The sequence below is a fragment of the Nocardiopsis akebiae genome (assembly GCF_018316795.1).
Lineage (GTDB): Bacteria > Actinomycetota > Actinomycetes > Streptosporangiales > Streptosporangiaceae > Nocardiopsis > Nocardiopsis dassonvillei.
Genome location: NZ_CP074132.1, coordinates 654,361 through 674,573 on the forward strand (window position 1 = coordinate 654,361; position 20,213 = coordinate 674,573).

At 72.6% G+C, this 20,213-nt stretch carries 15 protein-coding genes; 12 read left to right on the forward strand and 3 right to left on the reverse strand.

Going from position 1 to position 20,213, the window contains the following annotated elements:
• The first annotated feature begins 100 nt into the window (after positions 1-100).
• From KGD83_RS02870 to KGD83_RS02920, 11 genes are all read left to right on the forward strand, one after another.
• Positions 101-3,778, forward strand: coding sequence for a nitrate reductase subunit alpha (locus KGD83_RS02870; RefSeq protein WP_212642390.1), 3,678 nt, complete (start codon positions 101-103; stop codon positions 3,776-3,778).
• Positions 3,778-5,547 carry a nitrate reductase subunit beta gene (narH, locus tag KGD83_RS02875; protein WP_212642391.1) on the forward strand — a complete coding sequence of 590 codons (1,770 nt, stop codon included), beginning with the start codon at positions 3,778-3,780 and terminating at the stop codon, positions 5,545-5,547. The genes KGD83_RS02870 and narH overlap by 1 nt, the downstream gene beginning before the upstream one ends.
• Positions 5,544-6,278 (forward strand): nitrate reductase molybdenum cofactor assembly chaperone, encoded by a 735-nt coding sequence (gene narJ, locus KGD83_RS02880; RefSeq protein WP_212642392.1) that lies wholly within the window; start codon positions 5,544-5,546, stop codon positions 6,276-6,278. The genes narH and narJ overlap by 4 nt, the downstream gene beginning before the upstream one ends.
• On the forward strand, positions 6,275-7,027 hold the full coding sequence (gene narI, locus KGD83_RS02885) for a respiratory nitrate reductase subunit gamma (RefSeq protein ID WP_212642393.1): 753 nt from the start codon (positions 6,275-6,277) through the stop codon (positions 7,025-7,027). The genes narJ and narI overlap by 4 nt, the downstream gene beginning before the upstream one ends.
• 214 nt (positions 7,028-7,241) lie before the next feature.
• Complete coding sequence (locus tag KGD83_RS02890) at positions 7,242-7,529, forward strand: GNAT family N-acetyltransferase (protein ID WP_017563820.1); 288 nt, start codon at positions 7,242-7,244, stop codon at positions 7,527-7,529.
• Positions 7,530-7,691: 162 nt separating this feature from the next.
• A complete protein-coding gene (locus tag KGD83_RS02895; RefSeq protein WP_212642394.1) occupies positions 7,692-9,185 on the forward strand; it encodes an alanine/glycine:cation symporter family protein in 1,494 nt (497 codons plus the stop codon).
• A 255-nt stretch (positions 9,186-9,440) separates the two neighbouring features.
• On the forward strand, positions 9,441-10,040 hold the full coding sequence (locus KGD83_RS02900) for a GNAT family N-acetyltransferase (protein ID WP_212642395.1): 600 nt from the start codon (positions 9,441-9,443) through the stop codon (positions 10,038-10,040).
• Between the two features lie 371 nt (positions 10,041-10,411).
• Complete coding sequence (locus tag KGD83_RS02905) at positions 10,412-10,627, forward strand: heavy-metal-associated domain-containing protein (RefSeq protein ID WP_212642396.1); 216 nt, start codon at positions 10,412-10,414, stop codon at positions 10,625-10,627.
• A gap of 177 nt (positions 10,628-10,804) precedes the next feature.
• Positions 10,805-13,099, forward strand: coding sequence for a heavy metal translocating P-type ATPase (locus tag KGD83_RS02910; protein WP_212642397.1), 2,295 nt, complete (start codon positions 10,805-10,807; stop codon positions 13,097-13,099).
• Positions 13,100-13,723: 624 nt separating this feature from the next.
• A complete protein-coding gene (locus KGD83_RS02915; protein ID WP_249352099.1) occupies positions 13,724-14,107 on the forward strand; it encodes a zinc ribbon domain-containing protein in 384 nt (127 codons plus the stop codon).
• A 375-nt stretch (positions 14,108-14,482) separates the two neighbouring features.
• A complete protein-coding gene (locus tag KGD83_RS02920; protein ID WP_212642398.1) occupies positions 14,483-16,198 on the forward strand; it encodes a serine/threonine-protein kinase in 1,716 nt (571 codons plus the stop codon).
• A gap of 4 nt (positions 16,199-16,202) precedes the next feature.
• On the opposite strand, the gene KGD83_RS02925 is transcribed toward KGD83_RS02920, so the two are convergent.
• From KGD83_RS02925 to KGD83_RS02935, 3 genes are all read right to left on the reverse strand, one after another.
• Entirely contained in the window at positions 16,203-17,129 is a 927-nt protein-coding gene (locus tag KGD83_RS02925) for a glutaminase (protein WP_212642399.1), read from the reverse strand.
• 144 nt (positions 17,130-17,273) lie between these two features.
• On the reverse strand, positions 17,274-17,972 hold the full coding sequence (locus tag KGD83_RS02930) for a response regulator transcription factor (RefSeq protein ID WP_212642400.1): 699 nt from the start codon (positions 17,970-17,972) through the stop codon (positions 17,274-17,276).
• The gene (locus KGD83_RS02935) at positions 17,951-19,102 is read right to left on the reverse strand and encodes a sensor histidine kinase (RefSeq protein WP_212644245.1); all 1,152 of its coding nucleotides are present in this window, start codon (positions 19,100-19,102) and stop codon (positions 17,951-17,953) included. The genes KGD83_RS02930 and KGD83_RS02935 overlap by 22 nt, the downstream gene beginning before the upstream one ends.
• Positions 19,103-19,236: 134 nt before the next feature.
• Here KGD83_RS02935 and KGD83_RS02940 point away from each other — a divergent pair, with 134 nt between their 5' ends.
• The gene (locus tag KGD83_RS02940) at positions 19,237-20,049 is read left to right on the forward strand and encodes an NAD-dependent epimerase/dehydratase family protein (RefSeq protein ID WP_212642401.1); all 813 of its coding nucleotides are present in this window, start codon (positions 19,237-19,239) and stop codon (positions 20,047-20,049) included.
• The last annotated feature ends 164 nt before the right edge of the window (positions 20,050-20,213 follow it).

Genomic DNA, 20,213 nt, shown 5'->3' on the forward strand with positions numbered 1-20,213 from the left:
TTTTCACGCCGGAGAAGGCATATTTGTTGGCGGAATGCAGTGGGTTCTGGCCCGGCGTCCCCGCTGGGGGCCAAGGAACGGTAAATGGGGTGTTGTCCGTATGGCGGCGGAAAGCAAAAAAGGCGGTGCGGGGAACGCCCTTCTTGCGCTGGGCAGCCACCTCACCCGCTCCGAGCCGCTGGACGGCGACCGCGCCCAGGTCAGGAAGGGCGGCCGCCAGGGCGACTCCTTCTACCGGGACCGGTGGAGCCACGACCGCGTGGTCCGTTCCACGCACGGCGTGAACTGCACGGGTTCGTGTTCCTGGGACGTCTACGTCAAGGACGGAATCATCACCTGGGAAACGCAGGCCACCGACTACCCCTCGGTCGGCCCGGACCGCCCCGAATACGAACCGCGCGGATGTCCGCGCGGCGCCGCTTTCTCCTGGTACACCTATTCGCCTACCCGCGTCCGCTACCCCTACGCGCGCGGCGTCCTCGTGCGGATGTACCGCGAGGCGCGCGCCCGTCTGGGAGACCCGGTGGCGGCCTGGGAGGAGATCACCACCGACCCCGACAGGCGCGCCCGCTACCAGCGGGCCCGGGGCAAGGGAGGGCTGGTCCGGATCACCTGGGACGAGGCCCTGGAGATCGCCGCCGCCGCGCACGTGCTCACCATCCGGAGGTACGGACCGGACCGCGTCGCCGGGTTCTCGCCGATCCCCGCGATGTCGATGGTCTCCCACGGCGTGGGCGCGCGCTTCGTGAACCTGCTCGGCGGCTCCATGCTGTCCTTCTACGACTGGTACGCCGACCTGCCCGTGGCCTCGCCGCAGGTGTTCGGCGACCAGACCGACGTCCCGGAGTCCGGTGACTGGTGGGACGCCGCCTACCTGGTGCTGTGGGGCTCCAACGTCCCCGTCACCCGCACCCCCGACGCCCACTGGATGGCCGAGGCCCGCTACCGGGGCCAGAAGGTGGTGGTCGTCTCCCCGGACTACAGCGACGCCACCAAGTTCGCCGACGAGTGGCTGGCGCCCCACCCGGGCACGGACGGGGCCCTGGCTATGGCCATGGGGCACGTGATCCTCAAGGAGCGGTTCGTCGACCGCACCACGCCGCGCTTCGACGACTACGTGCGCCGCTACACCGACCTGCCGTTCCTGGTGGCCCTGGACAGCCGCGACGGCCGCCTCGTCCCCGGTAAGTTCCTCACCGCCGCCGACCTGGGGGACACGGGGGAGAACGCCGAGTGGAAGCCGGTGTTCTGGCCCGAGGGCGAGGGCGCCCCCGTCGCGCCCAACGGCACCGTCGGCCACCGCTGGGGCGAGGCCGGGGCCGGGCGGTGGAACCTGGACCTGGAGGGCCGCGTCCCCGCCCTCACCCTCCACGCGGAGGGAGGGCAGGCCGCCGAGGTCGCCCTGAACCGCTTCGACACCCCCGGCGGCACGGCCGGGGTCCTCACCCGCGGCGTTCCGGTCCGCAGGGTCGGCGGACGCCTCGTCACCACCGTCTTCGACCTGGTCCTGGCCCACTACGGGGTGCACCGGCACGGCCTGCCCGGCACCTGGCCCGCCGGCTACGACGACGCCGCCGAGCCCTGCACGCCCGCCTGGCAGGCCGAACTCACCGGGGTCCCCGCCGACCGGGCGGCCCGCATCGCCCGCGAGTTCGCCGCCACCGCCGAGGAGTCCGGCGGCCGGGCCATGATCATCCTCGGCGCGGGCACCAACCAGTGGTTCCACGGCGAGAACGCCTACCGGGCCTTCCTGTCCCTGCTGCTGCTCACCGGCTGCCAGGGCGTCAACGGCGGCGGCTGGGCCCACTACGTCGGCCAGGAGAAGTGCCGCACCTCCTCCGGGTGGGCCGCGTTCGCCTCCGCCGCGGACTGGACCCGGCCCCAGCGCTTCATGGCCGGGACCTCCTACTGGTACCTGCACACCGACCAGTGGCGCTACGACACCTACCGCGCCGACGCCCTCGCCTCGCCGCTCGGCCCGGGACGGGTGCGCGGCCAGCACACCGCCGACCTGGTCGCCGCCTCGGCACGCATGGGGTGGATGCCCTCCTATCCGACCTTCGACCGCAACCCGATCGACCTGGGACGCGAGGCGCGCGAGCGCGGGCAGGACCCCGCGGAGTACGTCGCCGACCAGCTCCACAGCGGTGACCTGCGCTTCGCCGCCGAGGACCCCGACGCCCCCGCCAACTGGCCCCGGGTCCTCACCGTGTGGCGTTCCAACCTGTTCGGCTCCTCGGCCAAGGGCAACGAGTACTTCCTCAAGCACCTGCTCGGCACCCGTTCCAACCTGATGGCCGAGCCCGCCGGCCCCGCGGACCGGCCCGCCGACGTCACCTGGCGCGAGGAGGTCCCCGAGGGCAAGCTCGACCTGCTGCTGTCCATCGACTTCCGGATGACCAGCACGACCCTGCTGTCCGACATCGTGCTGCCCGCCGCGACCTGGTACGAGAAGCACGACCTGTCCACCACGGACATGCACCCCTACGTGCACTCGTTCAACCCGGCCATCGACCCGCCCTGGGAGACCCGCACCGACTTCGACGCCTTCCACGCCCTGGCGAAGGCGTTCAGCGCGCTGGCCGCGGACCACCTGGACGAGGTCACCGACCTGGTGGCCGTACCCCACCAGCACGACACCCCCGGCGAGCTGGCCCAGCCGCACGGCGTCCCGCCGGACTGGAAGGCGGACGGCGTGCGGCCCGTCCCCGGCCGGACCATGCCCGCCGTCGTGCCCGTGCGCCGCAACTACTCCGAGGTCGCGCAGAAGCTGGCCGCGCTGGGGCCGCTGGCCGAGTCCCGCGGGCTGCCGGTCAAGGGCGTGTCCTTCACCCCGGACCGGGAGGTGGAGTGGCTGCGCCGGCGCAACGGCGCCGTCCGGGGCGGGGTCGCCGACGGCCGCCCCTCCCTGGACACCGACGTCAAGGCCTGCGAGATGATCCTGGCGCTGTCCGGCACCAGCAACGGGCGCCTGGCCGCGCAGGGCTTCCGACTCCTGGCCGAGCGCACCGGCACCGACATGGACGAGCTGATCCACCAGGCCGCCGAGCGCCGCGTGGTCTTCTCCGACGCGAGCCGGGGTCCCACGACGGTGGGCTCCAGCCCGGAGTGGTCGGGTAAGGAGGCCCCCGACCGCCGGTACTCGCCGTTCACCATCAACGTCGAGCACGACAAGCCCTGGCACACCCTCACCGGCCGCCAGCACTTCTACCTCGACCACGACTGGATGCACGAGTTCGGCGAGGCCCTGCCCGTCTACCGGCCGCCGCTCGACATCAGCCGCCTGTTCGGCGAGCCCCGCCTCGGCCCGACCGGCCAGCGCGAGGTGGTCGTGCGCTACCTGACCCCGCACTCCAAGTGGTCGATCCACTCCGAGTACCAGGACAACCTGCTGCTCCAGACCCTCTCCCGCGGCGGTCCCACGATCTGGATGAGCCCCGCCGACGCCGAGGCGATCGGCGCCGCCGACAACGACTGGGTGGAGGCGGTCAACCGCAACGGCGTGGTGGTGGCGCGTCTGGTGGTCTCGCACCGGATGCCCTCCGGAACCGTGTACATGTACCACGTCCAGGAGCGCACCATCGACGTGCCCAAGTCCGAGACCACCGGCAGGCGGGGCGGCATCCACAACTCGCTCACGCGCCTGCTGGTCAAGCCCACCCACCTCATCGGCGGCTACGCGCAGCTCTCCTACGCCTTCAACTACCTCGGCCCGACCGGCAACCAGCGCGACGAGGTCACCGTCGTGCGCAAGCGGACCACGGAGGTGCGTTACTGATGGCACAGGCCCACGGCGGCGGGGGCGGGACCGGCGGCTCCGGAGGGGAGCGGCCGGTCGGCAGGGTCATGGCGCAGGTCGCCATGGTGATGAACCTGGACAAGTGCATCGGCTGCCACACGTGCTCGGTCACCTGCAAACAGGCCTGGACCAACCGCAGCGGCGTCGAGTACGTGTGGTTCAACAACGTCGAGACGCGGCCCGGCCAGGGCTATCCGCGCACCTACCAGGACCAGGAGCGCTGGAAGGGGGGCTGGGTCCTCGACGCCGGGGGGCGGCTCAAGCCCCGCGCGGGCGGGCGGCTCAAGCGGCTGGCCACCATCTTCGCCAACCCGGTCATGCCCTCCCTCCAGGACTACTACGAGCCCTGGACCTACGACTACGAGACGCTGACCAACGCGCCCCTGGGCGACGACTTCCCGGTGGCCGAGCCCCGGTCGGCGCTCACCGGCGAACCCATGAAGGTCAGCTGGAGCGCCAACTGGGACGACGACCTCGGCGGCGGACCCGAGCTGACCCGGCGGGACCCGATCGTGCGCAGGCTCGGCGACAAGGTGCGGTTCTCCTTCGAGGAGACCTTCATGTTCTACCTGCCGCGCATCTGCGAGCACTGCCTCAACCCGTCGTGCGTGGCCGCCTGCCCCAGCGGCGCCCTGTACAAGCGGGTGGAGGACGGCATCGTCCTGGTCGACCAGGACCGCTGCCGGGGCTGGCGCATGTGCGTCACCGGCTGCCCGTACAAGAAGGTCTACTTCAACCACAAGACGGGCAAGGCCGAGAAGTGCACGTTCTGCTACCCGCGGGTGGAGGTGGGCATGCCCACCGTCTGCTCCGAGACGTGCGTGGGGCGGCTGCGCTACCTGGGAGTGGTCCTCTACGACGCGGACCGGGTCCGCGAGGCGGCGTCGGTGCCGGACGAGAGGGACCTGTACCGCGCCCAGCTCGACGTGTTCCTCGACCCCTCCGACCCGGCCGTGCGCGCCGCGGCCCGACGCGACGGCATCCCCGACCGCTGGGTGGAGTCGGCCGCCCGTTCACCGGTCTACGCGCTGGCCAAGCGCTTCCGGGTGGCGCTGCCGCTGCACCCGGAGTACCGCACGATGCCGATGGTCTGGTACATCCCGCCGCTGTCGCCGGTGGTGGACGCGCTCTCCTCCACCGGGCACGACGGCGAGGAAGCCGACAACCTCTTCGCCGCCATCGACACCCTGCGCATCCCGGTGGAGTACCTGGCCGAGCTGTTCACCGCGGGCGACACCGGCCCCGTGGACCTGGTCCTGCGGCGGCTCGCGGCCATGCGCTCCCACATGCGCCGGATCAACCTGGGCCGGGAGCGCGACGACTCCATCGCCGCCTCCGTCGGGATGACCGGCACCGAGATCGAGGACATGTACCGGCTCCTGGCCCTGGCCAAGTACGACGAGCGCTACGTCATCCCCACCGCCTACGGGGTGGACGAGGCCGACCGCGGGGTCATCGACGAGATCGGGTGCAGCCTCGACTTCGAGGGCGGGCCGGGCATGGGCGGCATGGGCGGGGGCGTGCCCTTCGGCGAGGCCTCCGGGCAGCCCCAGTCGGCGACCGTGGAGAACTTCCACGCCCTGCGCACCCGCCAGACCAGCGACTCCCAGGCGGACACGAGCGGCAGGGTCAACCTCCTCAACTGGGACGGCAACGGCCGCCCCGCAGGGCTCTTCCCACCCCGACGGGGTGGTGACGACGACGGCAGCGGCGGCGAGGCCGCGCCGCCGAGGAGGGGGAGAGGATGAGCACCACCGCTGACGCCGAGGGAGCGGGCGGGACGGTACGGAGCGGCACCGGGTGGCTGGGGGAGGCGCGCGCCATCCGCCGGGCGCACCGCGTGGCGGTCACCCACCAGGCCGCCTCGGTCCTGCTCGGCTATCCCGACCAGGCCTTCTTCGAACGCCTGCCGCTGGTGGCCCGCGCGGTCGCGGAGCTGCCGAGGGGAGGGGTGCGCGCGGCGCTCCAGGAGTTCTGCGACCACGCCTCCACCGTCTCCGAGCTGGAGCTGTGCGAGCACTACGTGGACGTGTTCGACCTGCGCAGGCGCCGGACCCTGCACATGACCTACTACACCGACGGCGACACCCGCCGCAGGGGACACGCCCTGGCCGAGGTCAAGCGCGTCTACGCCGAGGCCGGTTGGCGGGTGGAGAACCGCGAGCTGCCCGACCACCTGGCGGTGGTCCTGGAGTTCGCGGCCCGGGGGGACGCGCGCGCGGGCGGGGCCCTGCTGCTGCGCTTCCGGCCGGGCCTGGACCTGATGGCCCGGACCCTGCACGACCACGGCACGCCATACGCGCGGATCGTGGACGCGGTCCGCATGACCCTGCCCGCCCAGGAGCACGGGGACCTGGAGGCCGTGCGCAGGCTCGCCGCCCAGGGGCCGCCCGCCGAGGACGTGGGCCTGGAACCGTACGGGGTGCGGGCGCCGCTGCCGCGGACCGAGGCCCCCGGGTACGACCTGGAGGAGCGGTGAACGGGTACGGTGCGCTCGACCTGCTGCTGTGGGGCGTCCTGCCCTACGCGGTCCTCGTCCTCGTGGTGGGCGGCCTCGTCTGGCGGTACCGGTACGACCGGTTCGGCTGGACGACCCGCTCGTCCGAGCTGTACGAGTCCAGGCTGCTGCGCATCGGCAGCCCGCTGTTCCACATCGGCCTGCTCCTGGTGATCGGCGGCCACGCGGTCGGGCTGCTCGTGCCCGAGGGCTGGACCCGGGCGGTCGGGGTGTCCGACACCGTCTACCACGTCACCGCGCTGTCGCTCGGGCTCGTGGCGGGGGTGTGCACGCTCGGCGGGATCGCCCTGCTGATCTGGCGCCGCCGCACGACGGGGCCGGTGTTCAGCGCCACCACGCGCAACGACAAGCTCATGTACCTGGTGCTGGTCCTGGCCATCGTCACCGGGCTGGGCATGACCGCCTACTTCGCCGGGGTGGAGGTGGCGGGCGGGCACACCCAGGACTACCGGCGGACGGTGTCGCCGTGGTTCCGCTCCATCTGGGTGCTCCAGCCCGACGTCGCGGCGATGTCCGCAGCGGAGGCCCCGTACAAGCTGCACGCCCTCGTCGGCCTGGGGCTGTTCACCCTGCTGCCCTTCACCCGCCTGGTGCACGCGTTCAGCGCGCCGATCGGCTACCTCTTCCGTCCCTACGTCGTCTACCGCACGCGGGACCGGTACCCGACCGCCGCGGGACAGGCGGAGCGGCCCGCCCGCCGGGGCTGGTGACCCGGCCGCCCGCGCGGTCCGGTCCTCCGCGTGGCCCGGCCTCCCGGGCCGTCCGTGCCGTCCGTGCGGCCGGGGCGGTCCGGGAGGTCCGCGGCCCGCCCCGGTCACGGACGGTGGCCGCTCGACCGGGGTGTGCGCGGCGGTTATGTGTGGGAACGTGGTCATTGGCCCGCGCACACCGCGTGCGCGAACACGGGGAGTGGGAGAGAGTGCCATGGACCTGACGGTCGTCGACGTTCCGGAACGCTCGCGCTACGAGGTGAGCGCCGACGGGGCGGTGGTGGGGTTCTCCGCCTACCACCTGATCGACAAGGGCGTGTACGCCCTGCCGCACGTGGAGGTCGACCCCTCCTTCGAGGGCAAGGGCGTGGCGAGCCGCCTCATGCGCGACTCCCTGGACCACATCCGGTCGCGGGGGCTCAAGATCGTGCCGATCTGCCCGTTCGCGCAGGCCTACCTCAAGAAGAACCCGTCCTACGCGGACCTGGTCCACGAGGGCTGAGCCGGCGGCTGCGCGCGGGGCCTACGGGCGGCTCCGCCGACCGGGGTCCCGGATAACGGAGACATCACCATCCGGGCACGGCGTGTCCCGGATGGTGATTACGCGTACTTCACGGGTATGTGGGAGCGGTTGTCCTTCTCCGGAGCAAAAGGAGCCCCGCCCGTGTTAGTCGCAGACGCGGCACCCACCCTCGACGCGCGCCTCACCGACGCCATCGCGACGTTCAACAACGACTTCTTCTGGGCCTGGGTCCTGATCCCGCTGCTCGTGGTGGTGAGCCTCTACCTCACCGTCCGGACGGGCGCCGTCCAGTTCCGGATGCTCCCGGAGATGTTCCGGGTGCTCAAGAGCAAGCCCGAGACCGCCCCCGACGGGGGCAAGGCGGTCTCCTCGCTCCAGGCGTTCATGATCTCGGCCGCGGCCCGCATCGGCACGGGCAACATCGTCGGCGTGGCCGTCGCCATCTCCCTGGGCGGCCCGGGCGCCGTCTTCTGGATGTGGACGATGGCGCTCGTGGTGTGCGCGGCCAGCTTCGTCGAGTCCACCCTGGCCCAGCTCTACAAGGTCAGGGACTCCACCGGCTACCGGGGCGGACCGGCCTACTACATGGAGAAGGGCCTGGGCCAGCGCTGGATGGGCGTGCTCTTCGCCATCGTCCTCATCCTGACCTTCCCGATGGTCTTCAACGCCGTGCAGAGCAACACCATCGCCGGGGCCGTCACCAACTCCGCCGAGAACATGAACGTGGACGCGGGCCTGGGGCTGTCGGCAGCGGTCGGGGTCGTGCTCGTCGCGGTCACCGCGATGGTGATCTTCGGCGGCGTGCGCAGGATCGCGCAGACCGCCCAGGCGCTGATCCCGGCCTTCGCGCTGATCTACCTGATCATGGGCATCATCATCGTGGGGATGAACTTCGAACGCATCCCCGGGATGTTCACGCTCATCTTCGAGCACGCCTTCGGCATCCGCGAGTTCGCCGCCGCGGGTCTGGGCACGGTGATCATCCAGGGCGTGCGACGGGGCATGTTCTCCAACGAGGCGGGCCTGGGATCCGCTCCCAACGCCGCGGCCAGCGCCTCCGTCACCCACCCCGCCAAACAGGGCCTGGTGCAGACCCTCGGCGTCTACTTCGACACCCTCGTGGTCTGCTCCATCACGGCCTTCATCATCCTCATCGGCTACGAGGGCGGCTCCGAGAGCGAGCTGGAGGGCGACCTCACCCAGATCGCGGTCACCGAGGCGCTGGGCCCCTGGGCGCTGCACCTGATGACGCTGATCATCCTCCTGGTCGCGTTCACGTCGGTGCTGGGCAACTACTACTACGGCGAGTCGAACCTGGAGTACCTGACCGCCGACCGGCGCGTCATGCTCGGCTACAAGATCGTCTTCCTCGTGGCCAGCTTCCTCGGCTCGCTGGGCTCGATCGACCTGGTCTGGACGCTGGCGGACACGACCATGGGCATGATGGCGCTGATCAACCTCGTGGCCATCACACCGCTGGCCGCGATCGCGGCACGGGTGCTCAAGGACTACAACGACCAGCGGCGCCAGGGCATCGACCCCGTGTTCACGCGGGACCGGCTGCCCGACCTGCGCGGCGTGGAGTGCTGGGAGCCCAGGGAGAGGGAGACGGCGGCCGAGTCCGACCGGGTCTGAGTGCCGCGGGACGGGCCCCGGGCCGCACCGGGGCCCCGGGCCGTCCCGCGCTCCGGCATGGGTCCTGATCCGTCCGCGGGTGGGGCGGGGGAGTACGCATCCCCCGCCCCACCGGCGTCTTCAAGGGGTCATTCGATGACAGAACCCACCAGGTAAGGCTTTTCAGTGCATCTGTGTTCTTTCGGTCACGGCGAATAATCGCTAGTGTGCTGGATCACAGTTGTGGCGGCCCGTGTGTCTCGTCGAGGGAGTCCGATGTCCATCGTCTCAATCGAGCCCGCCACCGCCGAGCGGTGGGAAGACCTGGAGAACCTGTTCGGACCGACCGGAGCCTACGGGCACTGCTGGTGCACCTTCTTCCGTAGGCGGGCCAAGGACCACACGGCGAGCACCTCCTGCGACCGCTCCCAGCGCGGTGTGGACAACAAGGAGGAACTGCGGCGCCTGACCCTGGACGGGCGGGTGCCCGGCCTGCTCGCCTACGACGAGGACGGCCCCTGCGGGTGGGTGTCCGTGGCCCCCCGGGAGGACTTCATCCGGTTGTCGCGGTCGCGGTCCCTGCGCCCGGCCGATCCCCGCGAGCCCGGCGTGTGGTCACTGGTCTGCTTCTGGCTCCCGCCCCGTCGGCGCAGACGCGGACTGGGCAGCCGCCTGCTGGACGGGGCGATCGAGTACGCCCGGGCCAACGGCGCCCGCGTCCTGGAGGCCTACCCGGTTGACACCGCCGGAGGGCGTGCGCCCAGCGCCGAGGTCTACACGGGAACGGTGGAGATGTTCCGGCGGGCCGGGTTCACGCTGAACAACCACCACGCGAGCGAACGCGTGGTCGCCCGCCTGGAACTCAAAACCGAGTAGTCCCCGCCTCCTCTTTCCCTCTTTTCCCGGTCCGTCCCGCCCGTTTCCCGACTCCGTCCCCCTTCCAGCTTCCGGCAGCCCCGCCGCGCGAAGTCCGGTGCACCCGCCGCCCCGCTCTCCGGTCCGAACACGGGCCGCCCCCGGAGAACGGGGGGAGGGTATCCGGACCGCCCGCCGGGGCGGCGGACTCCTACCCGGTCCCCGTGGCCGCCGCCCGAGGTCCTCGCACGTCACGTGCGGGGGCCTTCGTCGTTTCCCGGGCGGCGCGCTCGGCGGACATTTGACAGCACCATACCCCCAAGGGGTATGTTGAGTGCATCGGAGGCCGGTCCCAGGAGGACCGGTACAGCACACATGCCCCAGGAGGCGAAATGGCTGCCACCAGCACCGCTGTTTACACCGTTGACGGCATGAGCTGCGGACACTGCGTCAACTCCGTCACCGAGGAGGTCGGCGGGGTCGCGGGGGTCACCGACGTCAAGGTCGACCTCGACGCCAAGAAGGTGACCGTCACCAGCGACGGCCCGGTCGACGACGCGTCGGTCCGCGCCGCCATCGACGAGGCCGGGTACGAGGTGCGCGGCTGACGCGCACACCGGGCCCCGCGGTCCGGGCGGGAACGGCGCACCGCCGACCCCGGCCCGCGGGGGAGTTCCGGCGCACGGGCGGGACGACCGCCCGCGCCGGGCTCCGGGGCCGTCCGGCACCGGGGCACAGGACCGTCCACGAGAGCACGGGGACGTCACGGAGGACCGAGGAAGGGTATGAGCAGCAGCGCAGCCGCGGCGGGCCGGGCCGACACCGCACCGGTCGAACTGGACATCGGCGGCATGACCTGTGCCGCCTGCGCCAACCGGGTCGAGAAACGGCTCAACAAGCTCGACGGGGTCACCGCCACCGTCAACTTCGCCACCGAGAGGGCCCGCGTCTCCTTCGACGGCACGCCCACCCCGGTCGAGGAACTCGTCGCCCAGGTCGAGAAGGCGGGCTACACCGCCACCGTCCCCCGGACCGAACCCGAGGCGGCCGGGGGCGACGCGGAACCCGCCGACCCCGCCCGCGCGCTGCGCGACCGGGTGGTCGTCAGCGCGGTCCTGTCGGTGCCGGTCATCGCGATGGCGATGATCCCCGCCCTGCAGTTCACCTACTGGCAGTGGGCCTCGCTGACCCTGGCGGCGCCCGTCGTCGTCTGGGGCGCGCTGCCCTTCCACGTCGCCGCCTGGAAGAACATCAGGCTGGGCAGCGCCACCATGGACACGCTGGTCTCCCTCGGGGTGTCGGCGGCGTTCCTGTGGTCGCTGTACGCGCTCTTCCTCGGGAGCGCGGGCATGGCGGGGATGACCCACCCCTTCGAGTTCACCGTCGCCCGCGGCGACGGGTCGGCCAACATCTACCTGGAGGTGGCCGCCGGGGTCACCACCTTCATCCTCCTCGGCAAGTACTTCGAGGCCCGCTCCAAGAGGCGCGCGGGCGCCGCCCTGCGCGCCCTGCTCGAACTCGGGGTCAGGGAGGCCACCGTCCTGCGCGGCGCGGACTCCCGCCAGGAGTCGGTGCCCGTGGACCGGCTCGCCGTCGGCGACCGCTTCCTCGTGAGGCCGGGGGAGAAGGTGGCCACCGACGGCGTGGTGGAGGAGGGCACCTCCGCCGTGGACATGAGCATGCTCACCGGCGAGTCGGTTCCGGTGGAGGTCGCGCCCGGCGACTCCGTGGCCGGCGCGACCGTCAACGCGGGCGGGCGCCTCGTCGTGCGCGCCACCCGGGTCGGCTCGGACACCCAGCTCGCCCAGATGGCGCGCCTGGTGGAGGAGGCCCAGAACGGCAAGGCCGAGGTCCAGCGCCTGGCCGACCGCGTCTCCGGGGTCTTCGTCCCGATCGCCATCCTCGTCGCGCTCGCCACGCTCGTCGTCTGGCTCGTGCTGGGGGCGTCCGCCCCGGCCGCCTTCACCGCCGCGGTCGCGGTGCTCATCATCGCCTGCCCGTGCGCCCTGGGCCTGGCCACGCCCATGGCCCTGATGGTGGGCACCGGGCGCGGCGCCCAGCTGGGCATCCTCATCAAGGGCCCGGAGGTGCTGGAGGACACCCGGCGCGTGGACACGGTCGTGCTGGACAAGACCGGCACCGTCACCACCGGCCGGATGACCCTGACCGGCGTGTCCACCGCCGAGGGCGAGGACGAGGATGAGGTCCTGCGCCTGGCCGGGGCCCTGGAGAACGCCTCCGAGCACCCAGTCGCGCGGGCGATCGCCGCCGGGGCCGCCGACCGCTTGGGCGCGCTCCCGTCCCCCGGGGACTTCGCCAACGCCGAGGGCCTGGGCGTCCGTGGGACCGTCGGGGGCCGTGCCGTGGCCGTCGGCCGGGTCGCGCTGCTGGAGGAGGACGGCGCCGTCCTGCCCGAGCGGCTGGCCGCCGCCCTCGCCGACGCCGAGGCGCAGGGCCGCACCGCCGTGGCGGTGGGCTGGGAGGGCCGCGTCCGGGGCGTGCTGGTGGTGGCCGACACGGTCAAGCCCACCAGCGCCGAGGCCGTCCGCAGGTTCCGCGAGCTGGGGCTCACCCCGATCCTGCTCACCGGGGACAACCGGGCGGTGGCCCGTTCGGTGGCCGACCAGGTCGGCATCGACGAGGTGATCGCCGAGGTCCTGCCCCGCGACAAGGTCGAGGTCGTGCAGCGGTTGCAGGGCGAGGGGCGCACGGTGGCGATGGTCGGCGACGGGGTCAACGACGCCGCCGCCCTGGCCCAGGCGGACCTGGGGCTGGCGATGGGAACGGGGACGGATGTGGCCATCGAGGCCAGCGACCTGACCCTGGTGCGCGGCGACCTGCGCGCCGCCGCCGACGCCATCCGCCTCTCCCGCAGGACCCTCGGCACCATCAAGGGCAACCTGTTCTGGGCCTTCGCCTACAACGCCGCCGCGATCCCGCTTGCGGCGGCGGGGCTGCTCAACCCCATGATCGCCGGAGCGGCCATGGCCTTCTCCAGCGTCTTCGTCGTCAGCAACAGCCAGCGGCTGCGCCGGTTCCGCCCGCTGGCGCGGGACGGGGCCGCCGACCGGGCCTCCTGACCGGCCCCTCCGGGTCGGCGCGGTCCCGCCCTCTGACGCCTCCCTGGCCGAGGTCCTCAACGGCGTGCTGCGGCGGGACCCGCCGATCACCGACTTACCCGTCCTCTACCTCTCTTTCGCGAGAGTGCTACCGGTTGCGGTCGTTGGGTGAAACTCCCGTCACGAAACGTCACGCCCTCGCGCTAAGGTCGGCCTGGACCAGGCAGGAGGTGACAGATCAAGCGCGAACGCGGCCACAAGACCCGCCTCTACCCCACAAGGACCAACTCCCGGGGTCGGAAACACCCGGGGCCACGCCGCCCGCGCCCTGTGGAAACTGCTCCACTCCTGGTGGACCATGTCCTCCGGAAACGGGCGGGTGTCCCTGGCTGACGCTGATGCGGCCGTTCGTCAGGCCCGCCCGTCTTCGAGGCCCGGCTGCGTTCACGGATGTGCGTGGACGTCCCCCAAGGTCGGGGCTTGAACATTGAACGTGTGGCCCATGAGCGGGGAATCGTGCAGATCCCCAAGGTTGGTGTGGGAGGCCCACGGCTGGTACGTGGTGCTACGGGTGCGCACCGAGGTCAAGGAGCCCGCGCCTCATGCCGGCCCGGGGCGGGGGGCGAGGACCTGCGCATCGCCGGGATGGTCCGCACGGCTCGGGGAACGGCGGAGGCCCCGGGCGCCAACGTGGCACAGAAGCCCGGGTTGAACCGTGCCATCACCGGTCAGGCGTGGGGACGTACGGTCACGTTGTTGGAGTACAAGCTCGCCGACCGGGGCGGGTGCCTGGTGCGGGTGCCCGCCCCGTACGCCTCGCGGCGCCGCTCGCGGCGCCGGGTCATCACCGGGGGCAGCCGGAAGTCGCGGGAGCGGTTCGTGTGCGGGGCACCCGGCTGCGGGCATGTCGCGCATGCCGACAGCAACGCCGCGTGCAACGTGGAGTATCCGACCAGGCAGCAAGCGCTCCGGGACATTGCGGGCGCCAGGACGTGGAGCCCTCGCCGTCAGGCGGGCTGTGAAGCGTAGACCACCAGCGGCGGACGGTTTCTGTCGGCTGGGTTCTCCCGCTTTCGAACGGGAGAGGATGTCAGCCGCGGGTGGACGCGCCCCTCGACGACGGCCGGGTTACAGGGGCCGGGACCCCCGTGCGGCGCGGCCCGGGCGGACACGCCCGGTGATCCCCGTCCCGCCGGTCCGGCGCCGCGCGGCGCCTCCGGCGGAATCCGCCCATGTCAGGGGCGTGCGTCCGGACTCCCCCCGTTTGGGGAAGGCACATGGCACCGTGGCGGGGAGCGCCAACAGTGGCCGGGGGATCCTAGACTCGCTAACGCCCAGGGGCTCCTCCTCCGCCGTGCCCCGTACTCCCCGCACCGCCCCTCCCCACAGAGGAACAGCGCCTTCATGAACAGTTCCGAAGCCGACCCCCGTCGCCTCCTGGTCAACCGGTACCGTCTGGACGAGGTCATCGGCTCCGGCGGCATGGGGCGGGTCTGGCAGGGCACCGACACCCTCCTGGACCGGCCGGTCGCCGTCAAGGAGCTGACCACGCCGCCGAACCTGCCCCCGCACGAGGTCGAGGTGCTGCGCACCCGCATGCTGCGCGAGGCGCGCAGCGCGGCGCAGCTCAGCCACCCGGCCATCATCACGGTGTTCGACGTGGCCGAGGAGGACGGCCGTCCGTGGATCGTCATGGAGCTGGTCCGCGGCCCCTCCCTGGGCGACCTCGTCCGCGACGAGGGCGCGCTGCCGGTCCGACGGGCCGCCGGGATCGGCGAGCAGATGGCGGCGGGGCTGGCCGAGGCGCACGCCCGCGGCATCGTGCACCGCGACATCAAGCCGGGCAACGTGCTCATCGCGGGCAACGACCGCGCGGTCCTGACCGACTTCGGCATCGCCCACCTGGACGGCTCCACCCACCTGACCAGCACCGGGCTGCTGATCGGCTCCCCGAGCTACCTGGCCCCGGAGGTCGCGCACGGGCACTCGGCCACCCCGGCCTCGGACATGTGGGCCCTGGGCGTCACCCTCTACCAGGCGGTCGAGGGCACCCTGCCCTTCGAGCGGCCGACCCCGATGGCGACGCTGACCGCCATCGTCACCCAGGACCTGCCCGAGCCGGTCAACGCCGGTCCGCTGCGCCCCGTCCTGGAGGCCCTGTGCGAGAAGCGCCCGGAGGACCGGCCGTCGGTCGGCGAGGTGCGCGCCCTGCTGCGCGAGATCCGGGACGCGGACGACACCCCCGAGACGGTCGCCCCCACGATGGTCGCCACCGTGCCCGCGCCGGAGCCGGAGGGGGCCGCCGAGGCGGCCGTCCGCGCCGAACCGCCGGGCCCGGCCCCGGCCCCGGCCCCGGCCCCGGGTCCGGTCGCCCCCCGCCGTGCGGGGCGCCCCGGTTCCGTCCGGCGGACGCTGCTGGTCGCGGCGGCCGTGTTCGTGCTCCTCGTCGTCGGCGCCACCACCAGCCTCCTGGTGAGCATGAACCGCTCGGGCGGGGCCGACACCGGGCTGGTCGACGGCTCGGGCCAGGAGGCCGCCGCCGACCCCGGCACGGAGGAGTCGCCGTCCCCCGCCGAGGAGAGCGCGTCCGCGGGCGAGGAGACGCCGCAGGAATCCGCGCAGGCCTCGGACGAGGAGTCGGAGGAGGAGCGTGACGAGGAAGGCGTGGAGGAGGCCTGGGGGCCCCTCACCCGCCACGAGGACTCCAGCGGCTTCTCCGTGGACGTCCCCGAGGGCTGGAACGTCGAGCGCGAGGGCCACATGGTCTACTTCCGCAACCCCGACGGCGGCTACCTGCTGGTGGACCAGACCGACGACCCCAACCCCGACGCCGGGGACGACTGGCGCGAGTTCGAGCCCGTCGGCAGCGGCAACTTCAGCGGCTACGAACTGATCGGCATCGAGGACGTCGAGGACGACTGGGCCGAGGACTACGTCAGCGCCGCCGACTGGGAGTTCACCTTCGGCAACGGCGACATGCACGCCATCAACCGCGGCTTCCACACCGAGGACATCGGCTACGCCCTGTTCCTGGTGGCCGACAACGACCACCCCGAGCAGAACCGGGCGCTGCTGGACCACATGTCCCGCGGCTTCGAACCGGCCGACGGGGACGACTGAGCGGTCAGAACACGGAGCAGTTGGTGATGTCGGTGAAGGCCTCCAGGGCCAGCGCCGCCGTCACCGAGTTGCCCTTGGCGTCCAGACCGGGCCCCCACGCCGCCACCGAGCAGCGCCCCGGCACGATCGCGAGGATGCCGCCGCCCACCCCGCTCTTGCAGGGCAGGCCGACGCGGTAGGCGAACTCCCCCGCGGCGTCGTAGGTGCCGCAGGTGAGCATCACCGCCATGACGCGGCGCGCGTCGGAGCGGCTGAGCAGCTGGGAGCCGTCCGCACGCCTGCCGTGGCGGGCCAGCAGCAGCCCCACCCGGGCCAGTTCCTCGCAGCTGACGGTGATCGCGCACTGCCGGAAGTAGTGGTCCAGCACCTCCGGCACCGGGTTGCGCATGTTGCCGAAGCTCGACATGAGGTAGGCCAGCGCCCGGTTGCGGTCGCCGTGCTCGTCCTCCGAGCGCGCCACCAGGTTGTCCGTGTGCAGTTCGGGGTCGCCGGTCTCCGCGCACAGCAGCTCCCCCAGCGCTCCGACGGCGTCCCCGGTGTCGGTCAGCAGCTGGTCGGTGACGATGAGCGCGCCGGGGTTGATCATGGGGTTGCGGGGCACGCCGCTCTCGAACTCCAGCTGGTACAGGGAGTTGAAGGAGTTGCCCGAGGGCTCCCGGTGGACCCGCTTCCAAACGCTGTCCCCGGACCTGCTCATTACCAGCGCCAGGGTGAACACCTTGGTGATGCTCTGCATGGAGAAGCGCGTCCGGGAGTGCTCGCCGACGCTGTACAGGTCGCCGTCCACCGTGGCCACGGCGAACCCGAACTCGTCCGGGTCCACGTTGGCCAGTTCGGGGATGTAGTCGGCGACCCGGCCCTCGCCGATGTGCGACCGCACCCTCTCCATGACGGCGTCGAGCACTTCTCCGTAGTCGTCGCGGTCGCTCACCTGGGCCTCCGCCCCCTTCCGTGTCGGTGTCCCTCTCCACCCCCGGCTACCCAGGACGGGCTCCGGCATGGCTCGGGACGGCCCCGGATGGGCGGAAGGGGCGGGGAGGGCGCGCCGGACGGCCGGGGAGGCGGCGGGGGCGGGTCAGCCCCTCCCGTCCAGGAGCTGTGCGTCGTGCACCAGCAGCGCCACCTGGACGCGGTTGTTGAGCCCGAGCTTGGTGAGGATGCTCGACACGTGGGTCTTGACCGTCGGCACGCTCAGGAACAGGGCCGCGGCGATGTCGGCGTTGGACCGGCCCCCGCCGACCGCCACGGCCACCTCCAGCTCCCGGCCGTTGAGCGCCGAGAGCCGCTCGCGCGCACGCAGGGCCCGCTCACCGCGGTCGTCGGCGCCCACCCGCTCGACCAGCCGCCGCGTCACCGCCGGGGAGAGCACCGACATGCCCCGGGACACCTGGCGCACCGACTCCACGATCTCCGCCGGAGGGGTGTCCTTGAGCAGGAACCCCGCCGCGCCCGCCCGCAGCGCGCGCAGCACGTGCTCGTCGGCGTCGAAGGTGGTCAGTACCAGCACCTCCGGCGGGTTCTCCAGGGCCCGCAGCCGTTCGGTGGCGGTCAGCCCGTCCACCGTCGGCATCCGGATGTCCATCAGGACCACGTCGGGGGAGTGGCGCGCCACCAGGTCGACCACCGCGCTCCCGTCCTCGGCCTCGGCCAGTACCCGGATGTCGGGCGCGCCGCCCATCATCATCACCAGGCCGACCCGGACCAGCGCGTCGTCATCGACGAGCACGACCCCGATCTCCCGCTCCGTCTCGCTCATGTCGGCCACGGTAGCCATGCCGCCAGCCGCCAGCCACCCCGGCCGTCCGGGCCGTGTTCCAGCCGCCCCGAGGCCAGGGACACCCGCTCGGCGAGCCCGACCAGGCCCTGGCCGTCGCCGTCCCCGCCCGACGCCGCGCGGGGGGCGCCGGGGGAGGGGCCGTTGCCCACCTCCACCAGCAGGCCGTCGCCCGGGGCTCCCCGGACCAGCACGCGCGTGGTGGCGCCCGGCGCGTGCTTGCGCACGTTCGTGAGCCCCTCCTGGACGATCCGGTAGGCGGTGCGCCCGGTGCGTTCTGGGACCGTCCCGGCGCACTCCTGCACGAACTCCACCCGGGTCCCGGCCTCGTCGGCCTCCTCCACCAGCTGCCGCAGGTCGGCCATGGTCGGCTGCGGCAGCGCGCCGACGGGCGCGCGCAGCACGCCGATCACCTCCCGCAGGTCCTGGAGGGCCTGGTGGGCGCTCTCGCGGATCACCTTCGCCGACCGGGCCACCTCCTCGGCGGGGGCGTCGGGCCGGTACTCCAGGGCGCCCGCGTGCACGCTCAGCAGGGACAGCCGGTGCCCGAGCACGTCGTGGATCTCGCGGGCCATGGCCTCGCGGACCTGGTGCTGGGCGTGCTCGGCGCGCAGCTGCGCCTCCGTCTCGGCGTGCACGGCCCGGTCGCGCAGCGACTCCACAAGCTCGCGCCGGTGCTGGACGGTGAGCCCCCAGCCGGTCACGGCGCCCTGGAGGGCGGCGCCCAGCAGGAGGATCACCAGGAACGGGGCGTGCGGGTCGGGCCGCAGCGCGGCGTGCACCAGCGAGGCGCCCACGCTCAGCCCGTACACCGCCAGGCTGGTGCGGGGCGGACGGCGCACGGCCAGGGAGAACAGGGCGATGAGCATCGCGCCCGAGGCCAGTCCGGAGACGGCGGAGTACAGGACGAGCACGACGGCGATCTGTACCGGCCAGCGCCGCCGCCACCACAGCGCCAGGCAGGCCAGCAGGGAGAGGGCCGCGTCGGCGGCCTCGATCCACACGGGCAGGACCGGTTCCCGGACGGGCAGGTGGGGGAACTCGGCGGCGTTCATCAGCACGGAGAGGAGGGCGATCAGGAAGATGGAGGAGTCCACGATCCAGTCGCGGGCGCCGCACCGCCCGGCCATAGCGTTCATCGCCGTGCAGTCTACGTTCGGGGCCGCACCCGGAGGGCGGGAGCGGTCGGGGCGGGCCCGGCGCGGCGGACCCGTCGCGGCGAGGACGGTTCGCGTCCGGTCCGCGCGTCGGTACCTTGTAAACGATGAGCACTCTGGTCACCGGAGCCACCGGAATGGTGGGCCGCCGCGTCCTCACCCAGCTGAGGAGCCGCGGCCTGCCCGCGACTGGCGCGTCCCGCACCTCGAAGACCCGCCTGGACTGGACCGACACCTCGAACTGGGACGAGGTCCTCGACGGCGTCAAGAACGTCTTCGTGGTGACGCCGGTCGGGAGCGCGCTGGGCAACCGGGTCGCCGGGTTCCTGGAGAGGGCCGCCGCGGCCGGGGCCGCCAACGCCGTGATCCTGAGCGCCATGGGCAGCGAGTACGCGCCGTCGGACTCCGACCAGCGCGCCGCCGAGCTGCGGGCCAGGGACCTGTTCGGCCGGTGGACCGTACTGCGGTCCAACTGGCTCTTCCAGGACTTCACCGAGGGGATGTTCGCCGGTCTGGCGCGCTCGCGCAACGGCCGCCTCGAACTGCCGGTCAAGAAGAGGACCGAGGTCAGCTTCGTGGACGCCCGCGACGTGGCCGACGCCGCCGTCGCGGCCCTGCTGGACGACCACAGCGGCAGGGAGTACACGCTCACGGGCCCGCAGCCGCTCACCTTCCGCGAGGTGGTCAAGCAGACCCGGGGCACCGAGAGCCCGGTGTGGCGGTTCAAGGCCGTCGACGAGGCGGGCTTCTACTTCCGCGCCGCGGACCGGGGGTGGAACGACCGCTTCATCGACACCCTCAACGAGCGCTTCGCCGCCGCGGTCCGCGGCAGGGCGGCCGATGTCACCGAGGACGTGCGCGCGGCGCTCGGCCGCGACCCCATCCCGTTGGGCCGCTTCGTCCGCGAGGCCACGCTCTGACCCGTCGCCTCCGGGAGCGGGCCCCTCACGCGGCCCCCGGCCGTGCGCCGGTCGACCGGCGCACGGCCGGACGGGGGTTCGCGGACTCCCGGCGGAACACGGGCGGGACGGCCCGCCTCCGGAGGGCTTCCGCGAGGGCGCGGCGCACCACATGAAAAGACCCC

Coding starts and splice junctions, on each gene's coding strand:
- KGD83_RS02890 (WP_017563820.1), top strand. CDS start 7,242: ATGGACCTGACGGTCGTCGACGTTCCGGAACGCTCGCGCTACGAGGTG.
- KGD83_RS02905 (WP_212642396.1), top strand. CDS start 10,412: ATGGCTGCCACCAGCACCGCTGTTTACACCGTTGACGGCATGAGCTGC.
- narJ (WP_212642392.1), top strand. CDS start 5,544: ATGAGCACCACCGCTGACGCCGAGGGAGCGGGCGGGACGGTACGGAGC.
- KGD83_RS02930 (WP_212642400.1), bottom strand. CDS start 17,972: ATGGCTACCGTGGCCGACATGAGCGAGACGGAGCGGGAGATCGGGGTC.
- KGD83_RS02915 (WP_249352099.1), top strand. CDS start 13,724: ATGGTCCGCACGGCTCGGGGAACGGCGGAGGCCCCGGGCGCCAACGTG.
- narH (WP_212642391.1), top strand. CDS start 3,778: ATGGCACAGGCCCACGGCGGCGGGGGCGGGACCGGCGGCTCCGGAGGG.
- KGD83_RS02900 (WP_212642395.1), top strand. CDS start 9,441: ATGTCCATCGTCTCAATCGAGCCCGCCACCGCCGAGCGGTGGGAAGAC.
- KGD83_RS02870 (WP_212642390.1), top strand. CDS start 101: ATGGCGGCGGAAAGCAAAAAAGGCGGTGCGGGGAACGCCCTTCTTGCG.
- KGD83_RS02935 (WP_212644245.1), bottom strand. CDS start 19,102: ATGGCCGGGCGGTGCGGCGCCCGCGACTGGATCGTGGACTCCTCCATC.
- KGD83_RS02940 (WP_212642401.1), top strand. CDS start 19,237: ATGAGCACTCTGGTCACCGGAGCCACCGGAATGGTGGGCCGCCGCGTC.
- KGD83_RS02910 (WP_212642397.1), top strand. CDS start 10,805: ATGAGCAGCAGCGCAGCCGCGGCGGGCCGGGCCGACACCGCACCGGTC.
- KGD83_RS02920 (WP_212642398.1), top strand. CDS start 14,483: ATGAACAGTTCCGAAGCCGACCCCCGTCGCCTCCTGGTCAACCGGTAC.